We start from the raw sequence: 26283 nt of genomic DNA on the forward strand, positions 1-26283 counted from the left end.
GTCAGTCGTCCTTTCCATTGAAGATCGTATCGTGATGGATCCGGGCCGATCCTGCAACATCCGCGACCCAGAGGCGCAGTTGCGTGCGCTCATCCGTGGACGCGGAACTGCCGGGGGCGGCCTCGATATAAATGCGCTGGGTCTTGGTTTCGTTGGCAGGCACCTTGACGATCGGATCGGCCAGCCCTTCCAGCGACAGCGTCAGCCTTTCATCCGAGGTCAGCGAGATGCTGAAGTTGCGGTCGTCGCCCAGCTTGTTGCGCAGCCGGATGTCATAGGCGTTGCGGATCGTGCCGTCCGACAGCACGACGAAGGTGGGGTTGCGGACCGGGCTCAGCGAGATGTCGATGTCGGAGCGCAGGAACAGCGCGACCGTCAGGCCGACCCCGATTCCAGCCCAGAGCACGGTGTAGATCATCGTCCGCAGCCGGAACACGTGTTTCCAGATGGAAACCGGCTGCGCCCCCGCCCGTTCGGCAATCTCGTCGGTCAGCGCCATGTAGTCGATCAGGCCGCGCGGCTTGCCGATGCGGTCCATCACGTCGTCGCAGGCGTCGATGCACAGCGCGCAGGTGATGCAGGCAAGTTGCTGGCCGTCGCGGATGTCGATGCCCATCGGGCAGACGTTGACGCAGGCCATGCAGTCGATGCAGTCGCCCTGGGCCTTGACGGGTTCGCCCTTCTGCAGCTTGCCGCGCGGCTCTCCGCGCCAGTCGCGGTAGGCGACGGTGATCGAATCCTCGTCAAGCATCGCGGCCTGGATGCGGGGCCAGGGGCAGGCATAGATGCAGACCTGCTCGCGGAAGAAGCCGCCGAACAGGAAGGTGGTCAGCGTCAGGATCACGATGGTGATCCAGGCGATCGGATGGGCTTCGAGCGTCACGAGGTCGCGCAGCAGCGTTGGCGCATCGGTGAAATAGAACACCCAGGCGCCGCCGGTCGCGACGCCGATCAGCAGCCAGATCGTCCACTTGAGCCCGTATTTGCGAATCTTCTCGAAGCCCCAGCCCTGCCGGTGCAGGCGCAGGCGGGCGTTGCGGTCGCCCTCGACCCAGCGTTCGACCTGGATGTAAAGGTCGGTCCAGACCGTCTGCGGGCAGGCATAGCCGCACCACACCCGCCCCAGCGCCGAGGTGAACAGGAAAAGCCCCAGCCCCGCCATGATCAGCAGGCCCGCCACGAAGTAGAATTCATGCGGCCAGATCTCGATCATGAAGAAGAAGAACCGCCGCCCCCCCAGATCCATCAGCACCGCCTGATCGGGAAGGTTCGGCCCGCGATCCCAGCGAATCCAAGGGGTTATGTAGTATAGCCCAAGCATGATGGCCAGAAGCCACCATTTCAGGCTGCGAAACTTGCCTTTGACCCGGCGCGGAAAGATCGGTTCTCGCGCTGTATACAGGGATTGAGGCTGGGTATCTGGGCTGGTCAAGGAATGTCTCCGACTGGCAGGTTTTCGGCCGCTGGCTGTTTGGGTGCCTTGGGACGGTATGCGCCAGAGCCGATGCTATGCCTTGACCCAAGCCAAAAGCACATTCACGATATAGGTATTGACTGCGGCATTTTGTTCTGCGGTGCAGCGGCGGCGATCAGCCAGGCACACTTGCGCGGGGCAAGGTAGACACCGGCACCCCTGGAAACGCGCGAACAGGATGGGGTGCCGGTGCTGCGCCCGGAGGGTATGCCCCCTCCGGGAACCTCGGAAGAACCTACTCGCCACCCCCAAGACCGTGAACGTAAACCGCAACCGAACGGATGTCGGCTTCGGAAAGACGGTTGTTCCAGTTCGGCATCACGCCGCCACGGGCGTTGATGACGGTGGTCGTGAGCGAGTCGACATCGCCACCATAAAGCCAGATGGCATCCGTCAGGTTCGGTGCCCCAACATCGCGGTTTCCGGTCCCGCCTTCCATGTGACAAGCCGCGCAGTTCTCCTCGAATACCACGGCACCGGCTGCGGCCAGCGTTGCGTCGTGGTCCTGCCCGGAAATTGCCCGGACATGCTGCACCACCTCGGTGATCTGTGCCGGTTCCAGCAGCCCGTCCACACCGAAGCGCGGCATCTCGGATATCCGGGCATCGGGATCGGTATCGTTGCGGATGCCGTGGATGACCGTCAGGTGGATGTTCTCGATGTCGCCGCCCCAGATCCAGTCGTCATCCAGCAGGTTGGGATAGCCATTGGCCTGAACCCCGGCCGCGCCCGACCCGTGGCATTGCGAGCAGTTGGTGCGGAACACCGCCGCCCCCGCCGAAACCGCATACTGGTTCAGTTCGGGGTCCGCCGCGATGGCCGTCAGGTCGGCGGCCACGAGCTTTTCCCTGATCGGGCCGTTGGCATCGTTGAAGCGCTTGATCTCGTCAGCCACATCGGCACGGGTCGAAGACCCGAGCAGCCCAGGCGTCGCGCCGTTCACCAGCGGCCAGGCGGGATAGGCGGCCGAGTAGCCAAGGGCATACACGATGCAGATATAGAAGGTGTAGAGCCACCAGCGCGGCAGCGGATTGTTGAACTCTTCGATTCCGTCCCAACTGTGGCCAGTGGTTTCAACCTCACCGGGCCGCCGGTTGGTCTTGTGCGGAGCACTCATTTCCACGCCTCCTTGAACGATGTGCCGTTGTCGCATTTGCACGAAGCGCAGTCTCCGGCACAGGCGGGTTTGTCTTCATTGCGGAAGATCGAATTCGCGACCTCGGTGTGGACCTTGCGGCTGCCGGGCCGGAAGGCCCAGACCACGACCCCGACGAAGAACACCGTCAGGGCCAGCAGCATCCAGCTGTCGGCAAATTCACGCAGCAGGCTGTAGGTTTCCATGCCTGCCCCCTTACCGGCTTGCATCGGGCGTGAAGGTCGAGAAATCGACCATCGTGCCCAGCACTTGAAGATAGGCGATCAGCGCGTCCATCTCGGTGATGCCCGGCTGCCCGTCAAAGTTGCGCACCTGTGCCTTGGCATATCGTTCCTGAAGCCCGTCATAGTCGCTGTCGGGGTTGGCCTGCGCCCTGAAGTCGAGAACCGCGTTTTCCATCATCGCATCATCGTAGGGTGTGCCGATCATCCGGTGCACCTTCATCGTGTCGGCGATGTATTTGCCGTCGATCGGGCGGTTCATCAGGAAGCCGTACTTCGGCATCACCGATTCCGGCACCACCGCCTGCGGGTCGATCAGGTGATCGACATGCCAGGCATCCGAGTAGCGGTTACCGACCCGCGCCAGATCCGGCCCGGTGCGCTTCGAGCCCCACTGGAACGGATGGTCATACATCGATTCCGCCGCAAGGCTGTAGTGGCCGTAGCGTTCGACCTCGTCACGCATCGGACGGATCATCTGGCTGTGGCAGACGTAACACCCTTCGCGCACGTAGATGTCGCGTCCGGCCAGTTCCAGCGGGGTGTAGGGGCGAACTCCTTCCACCTTCTCGATGGTGTTTTCCAGGTAGAACAGCGGCACGATCTGCACCAGACCGCCGATGGTCACGACCAGAAAGCTCAGCACCAGCAACAGCGTCGCGTGCGTCTCGATAGCCTTGTGTTTGTCAAGAAAAGCCATTGTGCCCTCCGGTCATTCAGCGGGAACGGCCGAGTGCGACGAAGCCCGCGAAGGCTGCGCGCGGACGGTCATCCACAGGTTGTAGCACATGATCAGTGCCCCGGCGAGATACAGAACCCCACCCAGACCACGCACCACATACATCGGGTATTTGGCGGCAACCGTGTCGGCGAAGGCGTTCACCAGGAACCCGTTCGCATCGACTTCGCGCCACATCAGGCCTTCCATGATGCCCGTGACCCACATGGCCGAGGCGTAGAGAACGATTCCGATCGTCGCCAGCCAGAAGTGCCAGGACACCATCGCCAGGCTGTAAAGACGCTGCTTGTTCCACAGCCGCGGCGTCAGGAAGTAGAGCGCGCCGAAGGTGATCATGCCGTTCCAGCCCAGCGCGCCGGAATGGACGTGGCCGATGGTCCAGTCGGTGTAGTGCGACAGCGAGTTCACGGCCTTGATGCTCATCATCGGGCCTTCGAAGGTCGACATGCCGTAGAAGCCGATCGACACCACCATCATGCGGATGATCGGGTCGGTGCGCAGCTTGTCCCAGGCGCCCGACAGCGTCATCAGGCCGTTGATCATGCCGCCCCAGGAGGGCATCCACAGCATGATCGAGAACACCATGCCAAGGGTCGAGGCCCAGTCAGGCAGCGCGGTGTAGTGCAGGTGGTGCGGGCCCGCCCAGATGTAGAGGAAGATCAGCGCCCAGAAGTGGATGATCGAAAGCTTGTAGCTGAACACCGGGCGTTCGGCCTGCTTCGGCACGAAATAGTACATCATGCCCAGGAAACCGGCGGTCAGGAAGAAGCCGACGGCGTTGTGGCCATACCACCACTGCACCATCGCATCCTGCACGCCCGAGAACACCTGAACCGATTTGGACCCGAAGAACGACACCGGGATCGAGAGGTTGTTGAACACATGCAGCATTGCCACGGTGACGATGAACGACAGGTAGAACCAGTTCGCCACGTAGATGTGCGGTTCCTTGCGCTTGATCAGCGTGCCGAGGAAGACGGCAAGATAGGCCAGCCAGACGATCGTCAGCCACCAGTCGATGTACCACTCAGGCTCGGCATATTCCTTGGACTGCGTTGCCCCCAGCAGGTAGCTCGACGCTGCCAGCACGATGAACAGGTTGTAGCCCCAGAACACGAACCATGCGAGGTTGCCGCCCCAGAGCCGCGCCGCGCTGGTGCGCTGCACCACGTAGAACGAGGTCATCAGCAAGGCATTGCCGCCAAAGGCGAAAATTACCGCCGAGGTGTGCAGCGGGCGCAACCGCCCGAAGTTGGCATAGCCTTGTGCCCATTCGAAATTCAGGCTGGGGAAGGCCAGTTGGAAGGCGATGAACGTGCCTGCAAGAAAGCCGACTGCCCCCCACATGGCGGTGGCAAACACCCCTGCGCGGATCACGTCGTCCATGTATTCGTTCTGCGGTGCCGGCTTTCGTTCACCCATGTGCTTCAGGGTCCAGAGGAACACCCCTCCGGCAGCAAGCATGATCGTGAGCGCGTTCACCATATAGGCCAGATCGCGTGCATAATTGGCGGCAATCGCGGCACAGACCGCGATCAGGCCAAGCACGATCAGCTTGAAGTAATCCCACATTTTGCGTCCCTTCGTCCATTCCCGATCCGACTCAGACCTCGGCCGGGCATTTTTCGACTGTTCCGGTTCTCGTCCCGCATCAACCCCATCGCATTGATCCATGTCAATCGCGGCTGACAAGGGCGTTGATCAAGGTCAATGTGACGTCATGTCTCCGGCGCTACTGTCGCCGGGCACGAACCGGGCAGTTCGCCGTCCGGTCCGGTTGAAGTTAGTTCCTCGCAGACAGGAGTCACGCCCATGGCCTACAAATCCCTACTAACCGTTGCGACCTCGGCCGAAAGGGTCGCCATCGCGATCGCCGGTGCTGCCGGGCTTGCGCTGGCGGAAGACGCGCATCTCGACATCCTGGCGCTGGGGGTGGACCGCACGCAGGTCGGCTATTCCTACATCGGGGGCGGGGCCGTGCTTCTTCAGGCGGGCATGGACCGCGCCGAAAGCGAGGCTGAAGCGATCGAGGCGGCCGCCCGCGCAGCCTTGCACGCCCAACCCGATTCGCTGCGCTGGTCGGTGGAAGGCGTGGTGGCCCAGCTTGGCAGCCTGGCCGACCTGATCGCGCTGCGCTCGCGCTTCACCGATCTGGTGGTCGTTCCGCGCCCGTATGGCAAGGGGCAGGGTGCCGAGGGCGAGGCGATCGTGGAGGCCTCGCTGTTCGAAGGCCAGGCGCCGGTGCTGATTCTGCCCGAAACGCCGGTGACGGCGCCCCGGATCGGCAGCCGGGTGATCGTGGCCTGGAACCAGAGCCGCGAGGCGATGGCCGCGGTGCGCCGCGCCCTGCCGTTCCTGATCAATGCCGATCTGGTGACCATCGCGGTGATCGACCCGCCGACCCACGGGCCGGAACGGTCCGACCCCGGCGGGGCGCTGTGCCAGATGCTGGTGCGGCACGGCGTGAAAGCCGAGGTTTCGGTGCTGGCCCGCACCATGCCGCGAATCTCGGACGTGCTGGTGCGGCACGCGCTCGACACCAATGCCGACCTGATGGTGATGGGGGCCTATGGCCACTCGCGCTTCCGCGAGGCGATTCTGGGCGGGGCGACGCGGAACATGCTGGAGATGGCAGAGATCCCGCTGTTCATGGCGCACTGACCGGCAGACAGGAGCCGCCGCGACGGGCATCGAGCCCCTCGCGGCGGCGCTGACGCGTCTGCAATGATGGCGGGCGGTCCCGCACGGCGGCCGACCCGCACGCGGCGATTTCAGTCGAGATAGCCGCCGTCGCTGTCGTCACCGGCCTCTTCCTGAAGCCGGTCGAAGTCGGGCACCGTGATGTGGCGCTTGCCTTCCAGCGAAATGATCCCGTCGCGCTTGAGCGCAGAAATCTGGCGGCTTACCGTTTCCAGCGTCAGCCCCAGATAGTCGGCCATTTCCTCGCGTGTCAGCGGCAGGTCGAACACCAGCGACCCGGACAGCTTTCGCAGCTGCAGCGACGCGTCGCGCCGCGCGATGATCGCCAGCAGGCTCGCGATCTTCTCGCGCGCCGTCTTGCGGCCCAGCAGCAGCATCCATTCCCGCGCGGCATCAAGCTCGTCCAGCGTCATTTCCAGCAGGCGCTGGCCGATGTGCGGCGTGGCGAGCATCATTTCCTCGAACGGCTTGCGGCGGAAGCAGCACATCAGCAGGTCGGTGGTCGCTGTCACGTCATAGGCCGCGGTGGCCCGCCCCGGCCGACCGACGAAATCGGATGGCAGCAGCAGCCCGACCATCTGGCGCCGCCCGTCCTCCATCGTCTGGGTCAGCGTGGCGATGCCGGTCACGACCGATGCCACGAAGTCCATCCGGTCACCCGACCAGATCACCGTCTGACCCGCCTGATAGCTGCGGTAGTACTTGATCTGCTCCAGCCGGGCGAGTTCGTCGTTCTCGCAACGGGCACAGACGGCACGGTGCCGGATCGGGCAATCGCCGCAATCCTGGGTGTGGGTGTGAACCTCGTGCAGCGCCATTCAACGTTCCTGTCTGATCCGAATTCCTGTTTGATCTGAATCAAGGAACTCTTGAACTGTCCTGCGCAATCTAGGCGAATGAACAATGAATCGCAACTCATGCGGCTTGGGCTTTTTGACGCGCGCGTGCCTCGGTACACCAGCTACCCCACGGCACCCCACTTCGGCACGTCGGTCAGCAGCAAGCTCTTCTCCGACTGGATCGAAGCGATCCCGTCCGGAGCCTCGATATCGCTGTACCTCCATGTTCCCTTCTGCCGCCGCCTGTGCTGGTTCTGCGCGTGCCGGACGCAGGGAACATCCAGCGATGAACCTGTCCGCGCCTACACGGAAACGCTGAAGGCCGAGATCGCGCTGCTGAAGGCGCGGCTCGCGCCCGGGGTGCGTCTGTCGCGTCTGCATTGGGGGGGGGGCACGCCGACCCTGCTGAAGCCCGACATGATCCGCGCCCTGGCCGACGCGATTTTCGATGCGGCGCCATTGGGCGAGAATGGCGAATTCTCGGTCGAGATCGACCCGGACGAGGTCGATCCCGAACGGCTGGATGCGCTGATCGCCGCCGGGATGAACCGGGCCTCGATCGGGGTGCAGGATTTCGACCCCGAGATCCAGAAGGCCATCGGCCGGATGCAAAGCTACGAGCTGACCAAGCGCGTGGCCGACATGATCCGCGACCGCGGCGTGCGCAGCCTGAACGCCGACATCCTTTATGGCCTGCCGCACCAGACCCAGACCCGCATCGCGGATTCGGTGCAGAAGCTGCTCACACTGTCGCCCGACCGGGTGGCGCTTTACGGCTATGCCCATGTGCCGTGGATGTCGCGCCGCCAGCAGATGATCGACTCCGAGGCGATCCCCTCGGCCCAGGACCGGCTGCGCCTGTTCGAAACCGCGCGCAAGATGTTCACCTGGGACGGATATCAGGAAATCGGCATCGACCACTTCGCCCTGCCCGATGACGGCATGGCCGTGGCCGCCAGAAACGGCACGCTGCGCCGCAACTTCCAGGGCTACACCGATGACACGGCACCGACCCTGATCGGTCTTGGGGCCTCGTCGATCTCGCGCTTCCAGCAGGGCTATGCACAGAACGCGTCGGGCACGTCGGATCATACCAAGGCGATCCGCGCCGGTGAATTCTCGACCCACCGCGGGCATGTGTTCGAGGGCGAGGACTTGCTTCGCGCCCGGATCATCGAGGCGCTGATGTGCGATTTCAAGGTGAACCGGGCCGAACTGCTGCGCGACTACGACACCACGGCAGAGCGGGTCGATCAGCTGTTCCGCACCGCGGCGGCGGCCTTCCCCGACATGGTCACGGTCGATGCCACGGGCTTCAACATCCCGCCGCTGTCACGGCCGCTGGCGCGGATGATCGCCCGCAGCTTCGATGCCTACGACCAGAGCAAGGCGCAGCACAGCACCGCAATCTGAAGCTTGGGCGGGTCCGTGGGGAAAAACCCGTCTTCGAGCCGCAAGGGGGCCCTACAGGGCCCCCTTCGCTTTTCCGGCCCCCGCCGGACCGGTGACGGCGTCGGGGCCCCAGCTTTCGACGAACTCGACCATCCGCGGCAGGCAGTGACTGCGCAGGTCATACCTGGCCACGATGCTCTGCCGGGCGGCGGCGCGCAGCGGCAGGAACCGGTCAGGCTCGGCCAGCGCCGTCACCAGCGCCCGTGTCCAGCCCGGCACGTCGAAGAAATCGACCAGCAGGCCGTTCACCCCGTCGGTGATCAGTTCCTGCACCGGCGCGGTGCGCGACCCCACCACCAGCGCCCCGGCCGCCATCGCCTCCAGCATCGACCACGACAGCACGAAGGGGTACGTCAGGTAGGCATGGACCCGGCTGATCTGCATCAGGCTCACGAAGGTCGGATACGGCACCTTGCCCAGGAAATGCACGCGCGACAGGTCGACGCGGTCGCGCACCTCGGCCAGGAAGATCTCTTTCCAGCTTGTGCCTTCCGGCGCGGCGCGGCCATAGCTGACCTCGTCACCGCCGACAATCACCACCTGCGCCTGCGGCCGCGCGGCCATCACGCCCGGCAGCGCCCGCATGAAGGTGTGGTAGCCGCGGTAGGGCTCCAGATTGCGGTTCACGAAGGTCAGCACCTCGTCACCCGCGCGGAGCACCTGCCCCGTGGGCAGCGTAACGGCTGCCTGCGGGTCGGGCACCATCACGGCGGTATCCACCCCGTCGTGAATCACCGTGATCCGGCCGCGCAGTGCCGACGGATAGGTGTCGGCCTGCCAGTGCGTCGGAGACAGCCCGGCATCGGCATGAAGCATCGCCTGCCCCAGATGCGCGGCCCGCCCCTGCGCAAGCATCACGCCGTCAAAGCCCGGCCGGTCGAATTCGGGGTCGAAGCCCACGTCGCGGCCGCGGCCCGAATAGTAGAATTCGGCATAGACCAGCAGCTTCGCCTCGGGCCAGACCTCTTTCAGGAACAGCGTCTCGCCCCAGCCGGAATGACCGAAGATCACATCGGGCACGAAGCCCTTCTGTTCGCGCAGTTGCAGGCAGGCGCGGGCGACTGTCACGCCCCGGTCGCTCATCTGGGTGAAGTTGCGCCCCAGCCGGGTCGCCGCCGGGTCTGGTGGCGCGGCGGCATGGCGGTAGCGCATGACGGGAATCGGGGACGGGCGGTTGTTGCCGGAATCGGTCAGGGCAAGGCACTGATGACCGCGGCGCTGCAACTCGGGGGCCAGGTGCAGGAATTGTCCCGGAAAATTCTGGTGGACGAACAGAACCTTCAAGCAAACTCCTTCCCGAAGGCCGCCGCCATCAGCGTTTGGGTATAGTCGGTCTGCGGCGCGTCGAACACCGCGTCACCCACCCCTGCCTCGACCACGTCGCCGTCCTTCATCACGATCACCTTGTGCGCCAGTGCCCGCACCACCCGCAGGTCGTGGCTGATGAACAGATAGGCCAGACCCCACTTGCGCTGCAAGGCGCGCAGCAGATCGACGATCTGCACCTGCACCGTCATGTCGAGCGCGCTGGTCGGCTCGTCCAGCACCACCAGTTTCGGGTGCAGGATCATAGCGCGGGCGATGGCGATGCGCTGGCGCTGCCCGCCGGAAAACTCGTGCGGGTAGCGCCCCATCGTCGCAGGGTCCAGCCCGACCTCGGTCATGATGTCGGAAACCATGCCGCGCCGGTCGCGACCCGGGTCCACGCCATGCACGCCCAGCCCTTCGGCGATGATCTGTTCCACCGTCATGCGCGGGCTCAGGCTGCCGAAGGGGTCCTGGAACACGATCTGCATGTCGCGGCGCAGCCCGCGCATCTGCTGGGCGCGAAAGCCCTGCACGTCCCGCCCCAGAAACACCACCCTCCCGGTGGAGGGGATCAGTTGCAGGATCGCCAGCGCCAGCGTCGTCTTGCCCGAGCCGCTTTCGCCCACGATGCCCAGCGTCTCGCCCGCCCGCACCGCCACGCTTGCGTCATTCACCGCCTTCACATGCCCCACCGTGCGGCGCAGGAAGCCGCGCTGGATCGGGAACCAGACGCGCAGATGCTCGGTCCGCAGGATCTCGGGCGCATCGACCGGAACCGGCTCGGGGCGCCCGCCGGGCAGCGCGGCCAGCAGCTTCTGCGTATAGGGGTGCTGCGGGTTGGCGAATATCTCGGACGCAGGCCCCTGCTCGACGATCTTGCCGCCCTGCATCACGCAGACCCGGTCGGCGATGCGGCGAACCACGCCAAGGTCATGGGTGATGAACAGCAGGCTCAGCCCCTCGCGGGTCTTCAGTTCGGCCAGCAGGTCCAGAATCTGCGCCTGGATCGTCACGTCCAGCGCGGTGGTCGGCTCGTCCGCGATCAGCAGTTCCGGCCCGTTGGCCAGCGCCATCGCGATCATCACCCGCTGGCGCTGCCCGCCAGAAAGCTGGTGCGGATAGGCGTCCAGCCGGCTTTCCGCCTCGCGGATGCCGACCTTCTGCAACAGCTCGATGATCTTGGCCCGCGCCGCCGCCCCCGACAGGCCCTGATGCAGCGCAAGGGTCTCGCCCAGTTGGGTCTCGATGGTGTGCAGCGGGTTCAGGCTGGTCATCGGTTCCTGAAAGATGAAGCTGATGTCGTTGCCGCGCACCCGGCGCAACGCCGCGTCATCGGCCCCCAGCATCTCGGCCCCGTGGTAGCGCACCGACCCCGACACTTCGGCACTGTCGGGCAGCAGCACCACCGTCGAAAGCGCCGTGACCGACTTGCCCGACCCGCTTTCGCCCACCAACGCCACGGTTTCGCCCTTGCCCACCGTGAAGTTCACGTTCTTCACCGCGTCGATGATCCGGCCATCCTGCCGGAAGCGGACGTTCAGCCCCGTAACCTCCAGCACATTCATCGAAAGGTCTTTCTGGGGTCAAAGGCATCGCGCACGCCTTCGAACACGAAGACCAGCAGGCTCAGCATGATGGCAAAGGTGAAAAAGGCGGTAAACCCCAGCCAGGGCGCCTGAAGGTTCTGCTTGGCCTGCTGGGTCAGTTCGCCCAGCGACGGCGAGTTGGACGGCAGCCCGAAGCCGAGGAAGTCGAGCGCCGCCAGCGACCCGATGGTGCCGGTGACGATGAAGGGCAGCATGGTCAGCGTGGCGACCATCGCGTTCGGCAGCACGTGGCGCACCATGATCACCTGGTCGGGCACGCCCAGCGCACGGGCGGCGCGGACATATTCGAAGTTGCGCGCCCGCAGGAATTCGGCCCGCACCACGCCGACCAGCGCCGTCCAGCCGAACAGCACCATCAGCCCGACCAGCAGCCAGAAGTTCATCTGCCAGATCGCCGCCACGATGATGATGATGTAAAGGCTGGGGGTGGAGCCCCAAAGCTCGATCACCCGCTGGAAGATGAGGTCCACCAGCCCGCCGAAGTAGCCCTGCACCGCCCCGGCCGCGATGCCGATCACCGAGGTGAGGAACGTCACGATCAGCGCGAATGCCACCGACAGCCGGAAGCCGTAGATCACCCGCGCCAACACGTCGCGGGCGGTGTCGTCGGTGCCCAGCCAGTGGTTGGCATCAGGCGGCGAGGGCGCGGCGCGGCCGATGTTGTTGATGGTGTTGTAGCTGTAGGGTACCGGCGGCCACAGTATCCAGCCCGGCTGCGCCGGTTTCGCCCCGGCAAAGCTGCCATCCTTTACAGCGGCAATCACGCCCGCCGGGTCATCCCAGCATTCCGGCATCCCGCCGGAGGCGATCAGGCAGCGCACCTCGATGTCGCGATAGTTGGCCTCGGTCTGGAAGTCGCCGCCAAAGGCGGTTTCGGGGTAGAAGCGCAGGAACGGGGTGTAATACCCGTCGCGATACTGCACCAGCAGCGGCTTGTCGTTGGCCAGCACCTCGGCCATCAGCGACAGGCCGAACAGGATGGAAAAGATCACCAGCGACCAAAGCGCCCGCCGGTTTGCCTTGAAATTGCGCCAGCGGCGCTGGTTCAGCGGTGAAAGTGCCATCCCCTACCCCCGCTTGCCGAAGTCGATGCGCGGGTCGATCCAGACATACATCAGGTCCGACAGGATGCCGATCACCAGCCCCATCAGGCCAAAGACGTAAAGCGTGCCGAACACCACCGGATAGTCGCGCCCCACCGCCGCCTCGAACCCCAGCCGACCCAGCCCGTCGAGCGAGAATATCGTCTCGATGATCAGCCCGCCGCCGAAGAAGATCGAGATGAAGGCCGCCGGGAACCCCGCGATCACGATCAGCATGGCATTGCGGAACACATGGCCGTAGAGCACCTTGCGCTCGGAAAGCCCCTTGGCACGGGCGGTCATGACATACTGTTTCTTGATCTCGTCAAGAAAGCTGTTCTTGGTCAGCAGCGTCAGCGTGGCAAAGGATGCGATGGTCGAGGCCAGCACCGGCAGGGTGATGTGCCACAGGTAATCCAGCACCTTGCCGCCCATGCTCAGCGTCTCGAAATTGTCCGAGGTCAGGCCGCGCAGCGGGAATATCTTCCAGTAAGACCCGCCCGCGAACAGCACCAGCAGCAGGATGGCGAACAGGAACCCCGGAATCGCATAGCCGACGATGATCGCGCCCGAGGTCCATGTGTCGAACGGCGTGCCGTCGCGCACCGCCTTGCGGATGCCAAGCGGAATCGACACGAGATAAGCGATCAGCGTCGACCACAGCCCGAGCGAGATCGACACCGGCATCTTCTCGATCACGAGGTCGATCACCGAGATCGACCGGAAATAGCTTTCCCCGAAATCGAAGCGGGCATAGTTGCCCAGCATGATCAGGAACCGCTCGACCATCGGAATCGCCTCTTTCCGGCAATCGGGGTCTTTCAGGGTCGGCTCGCCCACGTGGCCCTCGGCGCAGACGATGCGGGCAAAGCCGAACTGGCGCTCCAGGTCTGCGATGAACTCGGGCGGCAGGCCCCGTGACCCGATGTAGCGTTCGTCGCCCCCCTGATCCGCCATCCCGGCATCGCCGCCGCCGCCGATCGACTGGAACACGTCGCCGCCGCCTTCCAGCCGGGCAAGTACCTGCTCGACCGGGCCGCCGGGCACGAACTGCGTCAGGCCGAAGTTGATGATCATGATCCCGATCAGCGTCGGGATGATCAGGAACAACCGCCGAAGGATATAGGCGCCCATGAAGCTTTGCTGCTCTTTCTTATCTCAGTGCGCCCGCGGCCTTCAGCGCCGCGGCTTTTTCCGCGTTGTACCACCAGAAATCAAGCTCGCCCAGCGCATAGGGCGGCAGCGTCTCGGGGTGTTCGAACTGGTTGTAATAGGCCACGGTGTGCTTGTTCTTGTACCATTGCGGCACCCAGAAGCGTTCGGCGCGCAGAACCCGGTCCAGCGCCATGGTGGCAACGGTCAGCTCGTCCCTGGTGGTCGCGGCCAACACCGATTTTGTCACCCGGTCCACCGCCGGGCTTTTCAGCCCCATCTGGTTGAAGCTCGATACGTCGGCGGTCTTCGAGCCGTAATACTGTTCCAGTTCCGAGCCCGAGAAGTATCCCGAATTCGCGTTGCCGGTGACAATGTCGAAGTCATAGGCCGGCGGGCGGGTGCGGCTTTCCATCTGCGCATTGTCGACCCGCGTCATGAAGGCGTCGACGCCCAGCGCGCGCAGGTTTTCGATGAAGGGGCTGATGATGCGGTCGAAACTCGTGCTGTCGTTGATGAATTCGACGCGCAGCGGTTCGCCCTTTGCATTGGCGCGCATTCCGGTCGGCCCCACGGCCCAGCCGGCCTCGTCCAGCAGCGCCGAGGCGCGGCGCAGGTTGGCGCGGTCAAGCTGGCGCTCGCCCGAGGTCGGCGGCATCACCGCCGCTTCGGTCAGGATGCTCTCGGGCAAAAGCCCCTCGTCAACCAGCGGTTTCAGGATCGCCATCTCCGCGTCGGAAGGCACCCCCTCTGCCGCCATCCAGGTGTTTTCCCAGATCGAGGTGATCCGGGCATAGATACCGTAGAACAGCGTGGCGTTCGACCATTCGAAGTTGAACATCAGCCCGATCGCCTCGCGCACCCGCGGGTCCTGGAACTTCTCGCGCCGCAGGTTGAACAGGAAGGCCTGGCCGTTGGCCTTGGCGCCCGACGGCAGCTCGGCCCGCACCACATGCCCCGCCGCCACCGCCGGGAAGTCATAACCGGTGGCCCATGACACCGACGACGCCTCGTTGCGGAAGGTGTAGCTGCCGCCCTTGAAGCCTTCGAAGGCGGCGTTGTAATCGGCATAGTATTCGATGCGGATGGTGTCGAAGTTGGCGGTGCCGCGGTTGATCGGCAGGTCGCGGCCCCAGTAGTCGGGGTTGCGGCGGTAGACCAGCGTCTGGCCCGGCTCGATGCGGTCCAGCGTGTAGGCGCCGGTGCCGAGGAACGGCTCCAGGCTGCTCAGTTCCAGATCGCGGTTGTTCGCCTCGTAATGCGCTTTCGACAGAACCGGCAGGCCGCCCACGTCCTGCGGCAGGTCGCGGGTCGGGATGCCGGGCTTGAAGGTGAACTTCACCCGGTGCGGCCCCTCGATCTCGACCTTCTCGACCTTCTCGGCAAAGATGGTGCGGAAGTCGGTCAGGCCCTTTTCCAGGAACACCTGATAGGAAAAAACCACGTCGTCCGCCGTCATCGGCGTGCCATCCGAAAACCGGGCCTCGGGGCGCAGGTTGAACACCACCCACGAGCGGTCCTCGGGATATTCCAGCGTGGTGCACAGCAGGCAGTAGGCCGCGCCGATCTCGTCGGCCGTGCCGGTCAGGATGGCCTCGTACATGATCGACGACAGCCCGCCTGCCCGGCCCTTGACCGAATAGGGGTTCATCGAGTCGAACCCGCCGAACGCCCATTCCGAGATTTCGCCGCCCTTGGGCGCATCGGGGTTCACATAGTCCAGATGGGTGAAATCGGCCGGGTATTTCAGATCGCCGAAGGTCGAGATGCCATGCGCCGTGATCACCGTTTCCGCCTGCGCCCCGCAGGCCAGCAGCGCAAACCCCAGCCCCAGCGCCGCGCGTCCGGTCCTTGCAACCCGCAGGTCCGTCGCCCCGGTCTGCTTGCGGTTCTGGGTCATGCTGGCGCTCCTCGGTGGCTGCGGCCGCATCGGGCCTGTGCTGATCATGATCAGATCACGCTAAAGCGCAACGGGTTCCCGGCTCAAGTTGCGATTGCGTGATCCGCGGGCGCCGCACCTGCGCCATCACGGCAAAGGGCCACCCGGTCGGGGTGGCCCTGCATCAGGCGCGGCATCGGGCCGGTTCGCCGCCGGTCAGTTCAGGGTGCCAAGCCAGGCAATCACGTTGGCACGGTCGGCAGGCTTGGGCAGACCGGCAAAGGTCATCTTGGTGCCGGCGGCATAGGCCCTGGGGCTGACAAGGAAGGCATCCAGGTTTTCCGGCGTCCAGGCGTCGCCCGCCATGGCGGTCAGCACAGCCGAATAGGCAAAGCCGTCGATCGAGGCTTTCGCCCGGTTCACCACGCCGTTCAGGTGCGGGCCGATGCCGTCGGCCCCGTCGATCTTGTGGCAAGCCCGGCACTTGGCATACACCTTCTCGCCCGCCGCAATATCGGCCGAGGCCAGCAGCGTCGCCAGATCCGGGACGTCTTCGGCCGCGACCTCGGTCGTCTCGCCGGCACCGGTGTCGATGATGTAGGCCTGCGCGTCATCGCCATGGCCGCTGGTGGAATACAGCGCGCCCCCGGCCATCTTGACCAGCAGAAAGACCAGAAGTGACCCGCACAGCGCGCCAAAAACCTTGGTGAACGTCATCGTGTCGAACATTTTTGTGTCCTGCCCTGCGGTGATGCTGCGGCTGTGTAGCCGCTTCCCCCCGCATGTTTCAAGGTGTAGTAGCGCAAACACATGTCCAGATTACCGCCTTTCGCAATCGGAGCACGACAATATGACCGGCAGCATCGCCTTCCAGGGGGAACCGGGCGCCTATTCGCATGAGGCTTGCCGCCAGGCACGGCCCGGAATGGTGGCCATTCCCTGCCGCACGTTCGAGGATGCGATAGAGATGACCCGGGCGGGCGACTCGGATCTGGCGATGCTTCCGGTGGAAAACTCGACCTATGGCCGGGTGGCCGACATCCACTCGCTGCTGCCCGGTTCGGGCCTGCGCATCGTCGACGAGGCGTTCGTGCGGGTCCACATCAACCTGCTGGCGGTGCCGGGCACGCCGCTGGGCCAGATCCGCTCCGCGATGAGCCATACCGTGCTGCTGGGCCAGTGCCGCGACTTCCTCAAGGCGCATGACCTGCGCGCTGTGACCGGCGCCGACACCGCAGGCTCTGCCCGGATCGTGGCCGAAAAGGCCGACCCCGCGCTGGGCGCGCTGGCCTCGGAACTGGCAGGCGAGATCTACGGGCTCGACATCGTGGCGCGCAAGATCGAGGATCAGTCCAACAACACCACCCGCTTTCTGGTGATGGCGCGCGAGGCCGACATGACCCGGCGTGGCGACCGGATGATGACGACCTTCACCTTCCGCGTGCGCAACATTCCGGCGGCGCTTTACAAGGCGATGGGCGGCTTTGCCACCAACGGCGTCAACATGACCAAACTGGAAAGCTACATGGTCGGCGGCAGCTTCACCGCCACCGAGTTCTACGCCGACATCGAGGGCCACCCCGACGATGCCAACGTCGCCCGCGCGCTGGAGGAGTTGCGCTATTTCACCAGCGCGCACGAGATCCTCGGCGTCTACCCGGCCGACCCCAACCGCGGCTAGCGTTTGGGCGGGGCACGGAAACGGTCGCCGATCTCGGACCCGAACTGCGCCACCCGCGCCTCGAACTTGCGGGTCACCTTGGCCTTGGCCAGCCGCAGCGATTGCAGCAGAAGCTTGGCGGACATGCTGTGCGCCACCGTCTCGGATGTCACGGTCACCCGGGTGCGCCGCGCCGCAAGCTCCAGCAGGTCCAGCGTCAGGACGCCTTCGATTGCGCCGGATTTTGACACGAATTCAATATGATGCGGCGGCTCCAACCGCGCCACGCGGATCGCCACGTCGCGCAGCTTGCCGCGATAGGTGAACTTGACCTGCCAGGCCATGTCGACCTCGGGCGAGGCCAGGTTGTCGGTGCGCGTCACCTCGGCACCGCGCCGCATCGCGGCCCGTTCCCACCCCTCGAAATCGGTCAGGGCGGCATAGACGAAGGCCAGCGGCGCTTCGATGTCTTCCTTGGTGCTGAGTTTCATGGCGGCTCCTGCCCCGTTGACGGGCCTTTCGCGGCCCTGTTGCTTGGTCGGGCGAAGTGTTGCCTCAATCCAGCCGGTCCGCAAGCCAGTTGGCCATCAGGAAATGGGCAATCGCGCCTTTCCGCGCCGGTTTGACGCGGGGGTGTGCACCGGCGAACACCTGCACCAGCTCTTCCCGCGTCAGCCACAGCGCGTCTTCCAGTTCCACCGGGTCCAGCGTGATCGCCTCGGTTTCCGCCTGCCCCAGACAGCCCAGCATCAGCGAGGCCGGGAAGGGCCAGGGCTGGCTGGCCAGATAGCGCACCGCCCCCACCCTCACCCCGGTTTCCTCGAACACCTCGCGGCGCACGGCGGCCTCGACGCTCTCTCCCGGTTCGACAAAGCCGGCCAGGCAGGAGTACATGCCCTCGGGCCAGCCCGGAGACCGGCCCAGCAGCAGCCGGTTGCCCCGCGTCACCAGCATGATCACGACCGGGTCGGTGCGCGGGAAATGCTGCGCGCCGCAAGCCGGGCAGGCGCGCTGCCAGCCCGCCTTCGCCACCGCCGAGGCCGCCCCGCACGCGGCACAGAACCCGTGCGCCGCGTGCCATTGCGCCAGCGCGCGAGCCGTCGCCGCCAGTTCCGCCTCACGCGGGGTCAGGGCAAGCATCATGCCGCGCAGTTCGGCAAAGGCATGGTCGGCGGGCAGGGCCGGGTGGCGCTGCTCGGTCGGGTCAAAGAACCCCTGCGGCTCGGTGCCCTCGCCCAGTCCCGGCTCCCAGTGCGAGATGTCGACCGCAAAGCAGGCCGTCCCGCCGTCCAGCCCCAGGAACAGCGGCGCGGCCCCGCCCGCCAGCGCCGGGTTGCCGGGTGCCAGCCAGGCCAGCCCGGTCACCGCCCCGGCCGTGCTGATCGACAGCGGCTTGCCGCGCCACAGCGCCAGCACCCGCCCCGATTGCCACAGCGCCGCCATCCGCGCCGCGTCATCCCGCGCTTCGGCCGCCCGTTCCAGCCCCGAGCCGCCAAAGGTCACCGTTTCCGCCTGCCGCATCGCCCCAGCCCCCGCCTCCGCCGTACGTCACCGGCGCGCACCCTGCCACGGACCCGGCGCGGTGGCAAACCGCCAGGCCCCGTGCCGCAAAATGCTGCAAAGTGACACCGAATTGCAACCCGAAGGTGATTTGACACCCCGTCATATCCCCTTAGACTGGAAAGGGTTTCCGGTCTCGGCTAGCGTCCCGGATTGGGCTCTGACACAGCCGCGCCGCCGACAGCAGGAACAACCTTGATCGCCCAGCACGCCTTTTCCCTGCAAAGTTCCGCGCGTGTCGCCCATCTTCGGATCATGGAGACGACGGACCTGCACATGCATGTCCTGCCCTACGACTATTACACCAACCGGCCGTGCGACACGCAGGGCCTGTCGCGGACCGCGTCGCTGATCGCGCAGGTCCGGGCCGAGGCCGCGAATACCCTGCTGGTCGACAACGGCGACTTCCTGCAAGGCTCGCCGATGGGCGACTACTACGCGCTGGACCGCGGCCTCGGGCCGGGCGAGGTGCATCCGATCTTCGCCGCGATGAACCACCTTGGCTATGACGCGGCGACGCTGGGCAACCACGAATTCAACTACGGGCTGGATTTCCTGATGACCACGCTGCAGGGGGCGTCCTTCCCTGTGGTGTCGGCCAACATCGCGCTGGAGCGCGGGGCAAGCCCGCGCCGCGACCGCACCCTGCTGCCGCCCTACGTGATCCTCGACCGCAGGCTGACCGATGGCGCCGGGCAAAGCCATCCGATCCGCATCGGGCTGATCGGCTTCGCCCCGCCCCAGATCCTGCAATGGGACCGCGCCCATCTGGAAGGACGGATCGCCACGCGCGACATCGTCGAGACCGCCGCCGCCTGGGTGCCGCAGATGAAAGAAGCGGGGGCCGACATCGTCATCGCCCTGTCGCATTCCGGCATCGGCCCGGCCACGGCCATTCACGGGATGGAAAACGCTTCGATCCCGCTGGCGCGGCAGGCCGGCATCGACGCGCTGGTGACCGGGCACACCCACATGGTGTTCCCCTCGCCCAGTTTCGCGGGCCTGCCCGGCGTCGACCCGCAGCGCGGCACCATCATGGGCAAGCCAGCGGTGATGGGCGGCTTCTGGGGCTCGCACCTCGGCGTGATCGACCTGCTGCTCGAACGCGACGCGGGCGCGTGGCGGGTGGTGACCTTCGCCTCCGAGGCCCGCCCGATCTGGTCGCGCGGTGCCGACGGCCAGCCGCGTGCATCCGTGGCGGGCGCAGCCGCGGTGGAGACGGTGCTCCACTCGGCCCATGCCGAAACCCTGGCCTGGGCACGCCGCCCGATCGGGCGCAGCGCGGTGCCGCTGCACAGCTTCTTTGCCCTGCTGGCCCCCTGCGACGCCCTGCGCGTGCTGGCCGAAGCACAGCTTTCCGACGCCGCCCGCACCCTGCGCGGCACGCCCGAGGCCGACCTGCCCCTGCTGGCCGCCACCGCGCCCTTCAAGGCCGGCGGGCGCGGCGGGCCGTCGAACTACACCGACATCCCGGCAGGCCCGCTGGCGCTGCGCCACGCCGCAGACCTGTACATCTACCCCAACAGCACCGCGCTGCTGAAGCTGACCGGGGCCGGGATTGCCGAATGGCTGGAACGTGCGGCAGGCATCTTCAACCGGATCGTGCCCGGCCAGCAGGACCAGCCGCTGATCAACCCCGATTTCCCCAGCTACAATTTCGACCTGATCCACGGGCTCGAATTCACCATCGACCCCAGCCAGCCCGCCCGCTATGCGCCCGGCGGCGGGCTGGCCGATGCCTCGGCGCGGCGAATCACCGGCCTGCGCCACAAGGGCGTGCCGGTGGACCCGAAGGCCGAATTCATCGTCGCCACCAACAGCTTTCGCACCTCGGGCGCCGCCGGGTTCTTCGACCCTGCAGGCGGCGGCCTGCTGCAGACCGGCGAGACCGGCCTGCGCGACGTGCTGCAACGCCACCTGGCCGAGACCGGCACCGTCGCCCCTGCCCGGCCGCCGCACTGGCGCATCGCCCCGATGCCCGGCACCAGCGTGACGTTCGACACCGCCCCCCGCGCCCGCGACCTCGCGCCAGACCTCGCCCGGCTGGGCCTGACCCGGCTTGGAGATGCGCCCGACGGATTTGCCCGCTTCCGCATGGCGCTGTGACATCGCATCACCTGCGGGCCGCCACCCCCGCCAGCCGCTTGCAAATGCCACCGCTTGATCCTATATCCAGACGCGAGAGGTTGGCGCGGGCAGGCGCCTCGCCAACCCGGTCAGGTCCGGAAGGAAGCAGCCGCAACGAGCCCCGCTTGGGTCGTGTTCAGCCTCTCACCCTTGTCACTCGGGGATGCCGATGTTTGCCACCGCCCCCCGTTTGCCTGACCGGTTTCCCCTTGCCAAGGCCACCCGATGAGCCCGCCTGACCCGCTGGCCGCGCTTGGATGGTCCGATTTCTTCGCCGCGCAAGTCGCAGACGAGGAACGCGGCGCCTTCACCCCGATGCGCCTCTCCACCGTCCACCGCGCCCGGCTGACCGCCCTGTCGCCCGGCCGGGCGGAGGCGATCCGGCTGACCCTGCCCACCCACTCCGCCACCACCGATTTCGCGGTGGGCGACTGGGTGCTGGTCGATCCCGAAACGCGCCTGCTGCACCGCCGCCTCGAACGGCACACCCTGCTCGACCGCCGCACCGCCGCCAGCCCCGCGCCGCAGCTGATCGCGGCGAATGTCGACACGCTGTTCATCGTCACCTCCTGCAACGCCGATTTCAACCCGGCGCGACTGGAACGCTACCTCGCGCTGGCCAACGAGGCAGGCACCGAGCCGGTGCTGCTGCTGACCAAGGCCGACACGGTGGCCGACGCCGCCGATTATCTGGCGCAGGCCCGGGCGCTGCAACGCGGGCTGGTGGCGCTGACGCTGAACGCCAAGGCGCCGGATGCCGGGGCCCTGCTCGCACCATGGTGCGGCCCGGGACGGACGGTGGCGCTGATCGGGTCTTCCGGGGTGGGCAAATCGACGCTGCTCAACACGCTGGCAGGCCCTGAGCAGGACGCGCCGCAGGAAACCGGCGACATCCGCGAACGCGATGCCAAGGGCCGCCACACCACCACGTCGCGCTCGCTGCACGCCATTGCGGGGGGCGGCTGGGTGATCGACACGCCGGGGATGCGCTCGCTTCAGGTCAGCGACGTGGCGGGCGGCCTCGACACCCTGTTCGCCGAGATCACCGAACTGGCACCGCTCTGCCGCTTCCGCGATTGCACCCACGCGCACGAACCGGGCTGCGCCGTGCAGGCTGCCATCGCATCAGGCACGCTCGACCCAGCGCGGCTCGACCGCTGGCGCAAGCTGCACGGCGAGAACACCGACAACACGCCGGTGACCACCCGCCGCGGCCTGCGTGACGCCGCCGCCGCCCTGCCGAAGAAAAAGCGCCCGAAGGTCTGACCCCAAAATCCTTCAAAGGATTTTGCAAAAGTTTTCCTAAAACTTTTGCGCTCCCGGCCCCCCGGTTGCCCCGCCCCGTGCCGCCGTCTAGACTGGCCCGAACAAAGGGAACCCCATGTCCGAAACGCCCGCCTACCAGGTCCTCGCGCGCAAGTATCGCCCCGCCACCTTCGCCGACCTGATCGGACAAGAGGCGATGGTGCGCACGCTGAAGAACGCCTTCGCCGCCGACCGCATCGCCCATGCCTTCGTGATGACCGGGGTGCGCGGGGTGGGCAAGACCACCACCGCCCGCATCATCGCCAAGGGACTGAACTGCGTCGGCCCCGACGGCCAGGGCGGCCCGACGACCGAGCCTTGCGGGCAATGCGAGCCCTGCCGCGCCATCGCCGAAGGCCGCCACGTCGACGTGATGGAGATGGACGCCGCCTCGCGCACCGGCGTCGGCGACATCCGCGAGATCATCGACTCGGTCCACTACCGCACTGCTTCGGCGCGCTACAAGATCTACATCATCGACGAAGTCCACATGCTCTCGACCAGCGCCTTCAACGCGCTGCTGAAAACGCTGGAAGAACCGCCCGCCCATGTGAAGTTCATCTTCGCCACCACCGAGATCCGCAAGGTGCCGGTCACCGTGCTGTCGCGCTGCCAGCGCTTCGACCTGAAGCGGATCGAGCCCGAGGTGATGATGGCACACCTCGCGCGCATCGCCGCGCTGGAAGGGGCAAGCCTCGCCCCCGACGCCATGGCGCTGATCACCCGCGCCGCCGAAGGCTCGGTGCGCGACGCGATGAGTCTGATGGATCAGGCGATTGCCCATGGCGCCGGGGAGACCAGCGCCGCGCAGGTGCGCGCCATGCTGGGGCTGGCCGACCGCGGCCGGGTGCTCGACCTGTTCGACCTGATCATGCAGGGCAACGCCGCCGCCGCCCTGACCGAGCTTTCCGGCCAATATGCCGATGGCGCCGACCCGATGGCCGTGCTGCGCGATCTGGCCGAGATCACCCACTGGATCTCGGTGATCAAGATCACGCCCGAGGCCGCCGAAGACCCGACCACCCCGCCCGACGAACGGGCGCGCGGGCTCGACATGGCGCAGCGCCTGCCGATGCGTGCCCTGACCCGGATGTGGCAGATGCTGCTGAAGGCACTGGAAGAGGTGGCGCTGGCCCCGAACGCCATGATGGCGGCCGAGATGGCGGTGATCCGCCTGACGCATGTTGCCGAGTTGCCCGACCCGGAGAGCCTGATCCGCAAATTGCAGTCGCTGCCGCAGCCGACAGCGGCCGCACCCCCCGCAGGGGGCGGCACGACGGCCCCGTCCACCCGGATGCAGGCCACGCCGCGCGGCCCCGGTTCTGCGACGATGTCGGGCGCGGCCACGGCCGTGGCGCTGGCCGAGGGCGGTCTTGCCACCTATGCCCGCTTCGAGCAGGTGGTCGAACTGATCCGCGAAAAGCGCGACATGAAGCTTTACTGCGAGGTCGAGGCCTGCCTGCGCCTTGCCCGCTATTCCCCCGGCCGGATCGAGTTCCAACCCACCCCCGACGCCCCGCCCGATCTCGCCTCGCGCCTCGCGCAGCGGCTGCAGGTCTGGACCGGGGCGCGCTGGGGGGTTTCGCTGGTCAACACCGGCGGGGCGGCGACGCTGGCCGAAGACCGCGACCGCGAACGCCGCGAGGCCGAGGCCGACGCGCTGGAAAACCCGCTGGTGCAGGCGGTGCTGGCCGCCTTTCCCGGCGCGCAGATCACCGCGATCCGCAGCCCCGAGGCGCTGGCCGCCAGTGCCGCGATCGAGGCGCTGCCCGAGGTCGAGGATGAATGGGACCCCTTCGAGGACAACTGAAAGGACAAGACGATGCTGAAAGGTTTGGGCGGGCTGGGCGACATGGCCAAGATGATGAAGGCCGCGCAGGAACTGCAGACCAAGATGGCCGAGATGCAGGAGGAACTCGACCGGATCGTGGTGATCGGTGAATCCGGCGCAGGGCTGGTGCGGGCGCGGGCGACGGCGAAGGGCGTGCTGACCGGGCTGGAGATCGACCCGTCGATCTTCGTCGCCTCGGAAAAGGAGGTCGTGGAAGACCTGATCCTCGCCGCGATCAAGGACGCGCAGGCGAAGGCGGCGGCGCGCAGCCAGCAGGAGATGGGGCGGCTGACCGAAGGGATGGGCCTGCCCGCGGGCATGAAGCTGCCGTTCTGATGACCGACGCCCCGCGCGAGATCGAGGCGCTGATCGACCTGATGGCGCGGCTGCCCGGTCTTGGGCCCCGGTCGGCGCGGCGGGCGGTGCTGGCCTTGCTGAAGAAGCGGGGGGCGTTGATGGCGCCGCTGGCGCAGGCTTTGGCGGGGGTGGCGGCCTCGGCGCGCGATTGCGGGGTCTGCGGCAATATCGGGACGGCGGATATCTGCGCGATCTGCGGCGATCCGCGGCGGCAGACGGGGGAGATCTGCGTGGTCGAGGACGTGGCCGACCTGTGGGCGATGGAACGGGGGGGCGCGTTCAAGGGGCGCTATCATGTGCTGGGGGGCACCCTTTCGGCGCTCGACTCGGTCGGGCCGGAGGAGCTGCGCATCCCCCGGCTGGTCGGCCGGGTCGCGGCGGAGGGGGTGACGGAGGTCATTCTGGCGCTGAACGCGACCGTGGACGGGCAGACGACGGCCCATTACATCGCCGACGTTCTGGGCGGCTCGGGCGTCTCGGTCACCTCGCTGGCCCAGGGAGTGCCGATCGGGGGGGAACTGGATTATCTGGACGACGGGACGATCGGGGCGGCACTGCGGGCCCGGAAGCGGTTCTGAGGCGGGGTTTTCACGCGTGAAAATTTGGGTAAGTAGTTGGTTTTGTTGGGGTTTGGGGATTTTGTTAGGGGGTTGTTAGGGAGTTGTTAGGGAGTTGTTAGGGAGTTGTTAGGGAGTTGTTAGGGAGTTGTTAGGGAGTTTTACTACTTGCTGAAAAACTTGGTCAAGTCAAGATCAACACGGCTCTGTTGCACAAATCCCGTGAGGGATTCATCTTGTGAATCCAGCGTGGTAGCTGGACGGCATGAGCAGACCCATACCCCCCGCCTACAAGACCAGGAACTGGCCCGCCTATAACGAAGCGCTGAAGCGCCGCGGCTCGCTGACGATCTGGTTTGATACCGCCATGATCTGGGAGGCTGCGCCGACAGGTAAGCGCGGCCGACAGCCTGACTATAGCGATGCCGCGATCCAGACCTGCCTGACCATCAAGGTGTTGTTTGGCATGGCGCTCAGACAGACGACTGGCTTCGTCGAAAGCCTGCTGGGGCTCATCGATTTGGATTGGGCTGTGCCCAATTTCAGCACGCTGAGCCGTCGCCAGAAGACCCTGAAGGTCAACATCCCCCACCGCGGCTCGCAAGGCCCGCTGCATCTTCTGATCGATAGCACCGGGATCAAGGTTGAAGGCGAAGGTGAATGGAATGCGCGCAAGCACGGCGGCACCAAACGTCGGGTCTGGCGCAAGATTCACATCGGGATAGACGAGAAAACACTGGAAATCCGCGCAGCCGAGTTCACCACCAGCGATGTCGGTGACGCGCCGATGCTGCCCGAACTGCTCGACCAGATCCCGCCCGATCAGGAGATCGCCAGCGTCACCGCTGATGGCGCCTTCGACACACGCAAGTGTCACGACGCCATCGCCGCCCGCGGTGCGGCCGCCATCATTCCGCCCCGCAAGAACGCCAAGCCATGGAAGCCCGACACCCCCGGGGCAATCGCCCGCAACGAAGCCCTACGCGCGTCGAAACGCTTCGGCCGAACCATCTGGCGACGATGGAGCGGTTATCACCGCCGAAGCCGCGTCGAGACGAAGATGCACTGCGTCAAATTGCTGGGTCAGCGCCTCATGGCGCGGGACTTTGACCGTCAGGTCGCCGAGTTTCAGGTCCGTGTAGCCGTGCTGAACGGCTTCACGGCGCTCGGTATACCCGTCACTGAAGCCGTGGGATGAGTCTGTCCAGGGAAAGGGGAGATCTGTCTGTCACCCGATTTGTGCAACAGAGCCGGTATCGGCGCTAAGTCTTCTGTTA

General features: G+C 66.0%; 23 protein-coding genes and 1 other RNA gene. 10 read left to right on the plus strand and 14 right to left on the minus strand.

Annotated elements, in window-relative coordinates; all coding sequences use genetic code 11:
• Position 1: 1 nt before the first annotated feature.
• The 5 genes from ccoG to ccoN form a co-directional block, all read right to left on the minus strand.
• Positions 2-1432, minus strand: a complete 1431-nt coding sequence (ccoG, locus tag RNZ50_19575) for a cytochrome c oxidase accessory protein CcoG (protein MDT8857192.1) — start codon at positions 1430-1432, stop codon at positions 2-4.
• A gap of 277 nt (positions 1433-1709) precedes the next feature.
• A complete protein-coding gene (gene ccoP, locus RNZ50_19580; protein ID MDT8857193.1) occupies positions 1710-2591 on the minus strand; it encodes a cytochrome-c oxidase, cbb3-type subunit III in 882 nt (293 codons plus the stop codon).
• On the minus strand, positions 2588-2815 hold the full coding sequence (locus RNZ50_19585; GenBank protein MDT8857194.1) for a cbb3-type cytochrome c oxidase subunit 3: 228 nt from the start codon (positions 2813-2815) through the stop codon (positions 2588-2590). The genes ccoP and RNZ50_19585 overlap by 4 nt, the downstream gene beginning before the upstream one ends.
• A 10-nt stretch (positions 2816-2825) precedes the next feature.
• On the minus strand, positions 2826-3551 hold the full coding sequence (gene ccoO / locus RNZ50_19590; protein MDT8857195.1) for a cytochrome-c oxidase, cbb3-type subunit II: 726 nt from the start codon (positions 3549-3551) through the stop codon (positions 2826-2828).
• Positions 3552-3563: 12 nt separating this feature from the next.
• Positions 3564-5162 (minus strand): cytochrome-c oxidase, cbb3-type subunit I, encoded by a 1599-nt coding sequence (gene ccoN, locus RNZ50_19595; GenBank protein MDT8857196.1) that lies wholly within the window; start codon positions 5160-5162, stop codon positions 3564-3566.
• A 240-nt stretch (positions 5163-5402) separates the two neighbouring features.
• Here ccoN and RNZ50_19600 point away from each other — a divergent pair, with 240 nt between their 5' ends.
• Positions 5403-6251, plus strand: a complete 849-nt coding sequence (locus RNZ50_19600; GenBank protein MDT8857197.1) for a universal stress protein — start codon at positions 5403-5405, stop codon at positions 6249-6251.
• Between the two features lie 110 nt (positions 6252-6361).
• Here RNZ50_19600 and RNZ50_19605 read toward each other — a convergent pair whose 3' ends face one another.
• Positions 6362-7108, minus strand: coding sequence for a Crp/Fnr family transcriptional regulator (locus RNZ50_19605; protein ID MDT8857198.1), 747 nt, complete (start codon positions 7106-7108; stop codon positions 6362-6364).
• Positions 7109-7186: 78 nt separating this feature from the next.
• On the opposite strand from RNZ50_19605, the gene hemN reads away from it, so the two are divergent.
• Positions 7187-8542: an oxygen-independent coproporphyrinogen III oxidase gene (gene hemN / locus RNZ50_19610; protein MDT8857199.1), complete on the plus strand. Its 1356-nt coding sequence runs from the start codon at positions 7187-7189 to the stop codon at positions 8540-8542.
• Between the two features lie 51 nt (positions 8543-8593).
• On the opposite strand, the gene RNZ50_19615 is transcribed toward hemN, so the two are convergent.
• The 6 genes from RNZ50_19615 to RNZ50_19640 all read right to left on the minus strand — a co-directional run bounded on the left by RNZ50_19615 (position 8594) and on the right by RNZ50_19640 (position 16338).
• Entirely contained in the window at positions 8594-9865 is a 1272-nt protein-coding gene (locus RNZ50_19615) for a glycosyltransferase (protein MDT8857200.1), read from the minus strand.
• On the minus strand, positions 9862-11454 hold the full coding sequence (locus RNZ50_19620; GenBank protein MDT8857201.1) for an ABC transporter ATP-binding protein: 1593 nt from the start codon (positions 11452-11454) through the stop codon (positions 9862-9864). Before RNZ50_19620 ends, RNZ50_19615 begins: the two co-directional genes overlap by 4 nt.
• Positions 11451-12560, minus strand: coding sequence for an ABC transporter permease (locus tag RNZ50_19625; protein MDT8857202.1), 1110 nt, complete (start codon positions 12558-12560; stop codon positions 11451-11453). The genes RNZ50_19620 and RNZ50_19625 overlap by 4 nt, the downstream gene beginning before the upstream one ends.
• A 3-nt stretch (positions 12561-12563) precedes the next feature.
• Positions 12564-13712, minus strand: coding sequence for a microcin C ABC transporter permease YejB (locus tag RNZ50_19630; GenBank protein MDT8857203.1), 1149 nt, complete (start codon positions 13710-13712; stop codon positions 12564-12566).
• A 19-nt stretch (positions 13713-13731) separates the two neighbouring features.
• Positions 13732-15630, minus strand: a complete 1899-nt coding sequence (locus RNZ50_19635) for an extracellular solute-binding protein (protein MDT8857204.1) — start codon at positions 15628-15630, stop codon at positions 13732-13734.
• 195 nt (positions 15631-15825) lie between these two features.
• Entirely contained in the window at positions 15826-16338 is a 513-nt protein-coding gene (locus tag RNZ50_19640) for a cytochrome c family protein (protein MDT8857205.1), read from the minus strand.
• Positions 16339-16459: 121 nt separating this feature from the next.
• Here RNZ50_19640 and RNZ50_19645 point away from each other — a divergent pair, with 121 nt between their 5' ends.
• On the plus strand, positions 16460-17290 hold the full coding sequence (locus RNZ50_19645; GenBank protein MDT8857206.1) for a prephenate dehydratase: 831 nt from the start codon (positions 16460-16462) through the stop codon (positions 17288-17290).
• Here RNZ50_19645 and RNZ50_19650 read toward each other — a convergent pair.
• Both RNZ50_19650 and nudC read right to left on the minus strand, forming a co-directional pair.
• Positions 17287-17760, minus strand: coding sequence for an SRPBCC family protein (locus RNZ50_19650; protein MDT8857207.1), 474 nt, complete (start codon positions 17758-17760; stop codon positions 17287-17289). The genes RNZ50_19645 and RNZ50_19650 overlap by 4 nt on opposite strands.
• Positions 17761-17824: 64 nt before the next feature.
• On the minus strand, positions 17825-18790 hold the full coding sequence (nudC, locus tag RNZ50_19655) for an NAD(+) diphosphatase (GenBank protein MDT8857208.1): 966 nt from the start codon (positions 18788-18790) through the stop codon (positions 17825-17827).
• Between the two features lie 192 nt (positions 18791-18982).
• On the opposite strand from nudC, the gene RNZ50_19660 reads away from it, so the two are divergent.
• The 7 genes from RNZ50_19660 to RNZ50_19690 all read left to right on the plus strand — a co-directional run bounded on the left by RNZ50_19660 (position 18983) and on the right by RNZ50_19690 (position 26204).
• Positions 18983-20935, plus strand: a complete 1953-nt coding sequence (locus RNZ50_19660; GenBank protein ID MDT8857209.1) for a bifunctional 2',3'-cyclic-nucleotide 2'-phosphodiesterase/3'-nucleotidase — start codon at positions 18983-18985, stop codon at positions 20933-20935.
• 73 nt (positions 20936-21008) lie between these two features.
• Positions 21009-21106: signal recognition particle sRNA small type (ffs, locus tag RNZ50_19665), an RNA gene on the plus strand.
• Positions 21107-21181: 75 nt separating this feature from the next.
• The gene (rsgA, locus tag RNZ50_19670) at positions 21182-22222 is read left to right on the plus strand and encodes a ribosome small subunit-dependent GTPase A (GenBank protein ID MDT8857210.1); all 1041 of its coding nucleotides are present in this window, start codon (positions 21182-21184) and stop codon (positions 22220-22222) included.
• A 115-nt stretch (positions 22223-22337) separates the two neighbouring features.
• The gene (locus tag RNZ50_19675) at positions 22338-24071 is read left to right on the plus strand and encodes a DNA polymerase III subunit gamma/tau (GenBank protein MDT8857211.1); all 1734 of its coding nucleotides are present in this window, start codon (positions 22338-22340) and stop codon (positions 24069-24071) included.
• Between the two features lie 12 nt (positions 24072-24083).
• The gene (locus RNZ50_19680; protein ID MDT8857212.1) at positions 24084-24428 is read left to right on the plus strand and encodes a YbaB/EbfC family nucleoid-associated protein; all 345 of its coding nucleotides are present in this window, start codon (positions 24084-24086) and stop codon (positions 24426-24428) included.
• Entirely contained in the window at positions 24428-25027 is a 600-nt protein-coding gene (recR, locus tag RNZ50_19685) for a recombination mediator RecR (protein ID MDT8857213.1), read from the plus strand. Before RNZ50_19680 ends, recR begins: the two co-directional genes overlap by 1 nt.
• A 244-nt stretch (positions 25028-25271) precedes the next feature.
• Complete coding sequence (locus RNZ50_19690; GenBank protein MDT8857214.1) at positions 25272-26204, plus strand: IS5 family transposase; 933 nt, start codon at positions 25272-25274, stop codon at positions 26202-26204.
• The last annotated feature ends 79 nt before the right edge of the window (positions 26205-26283 follow it).

The organism is Paracoccaceae bacterium Fryx2, assembly GCA_032334235.1.
GTDB lineage: Bacteria > Pseudomonadota > Alphaproteobacteria > Rhodobacterales > Rhodobacteraceae > JAVSGI01.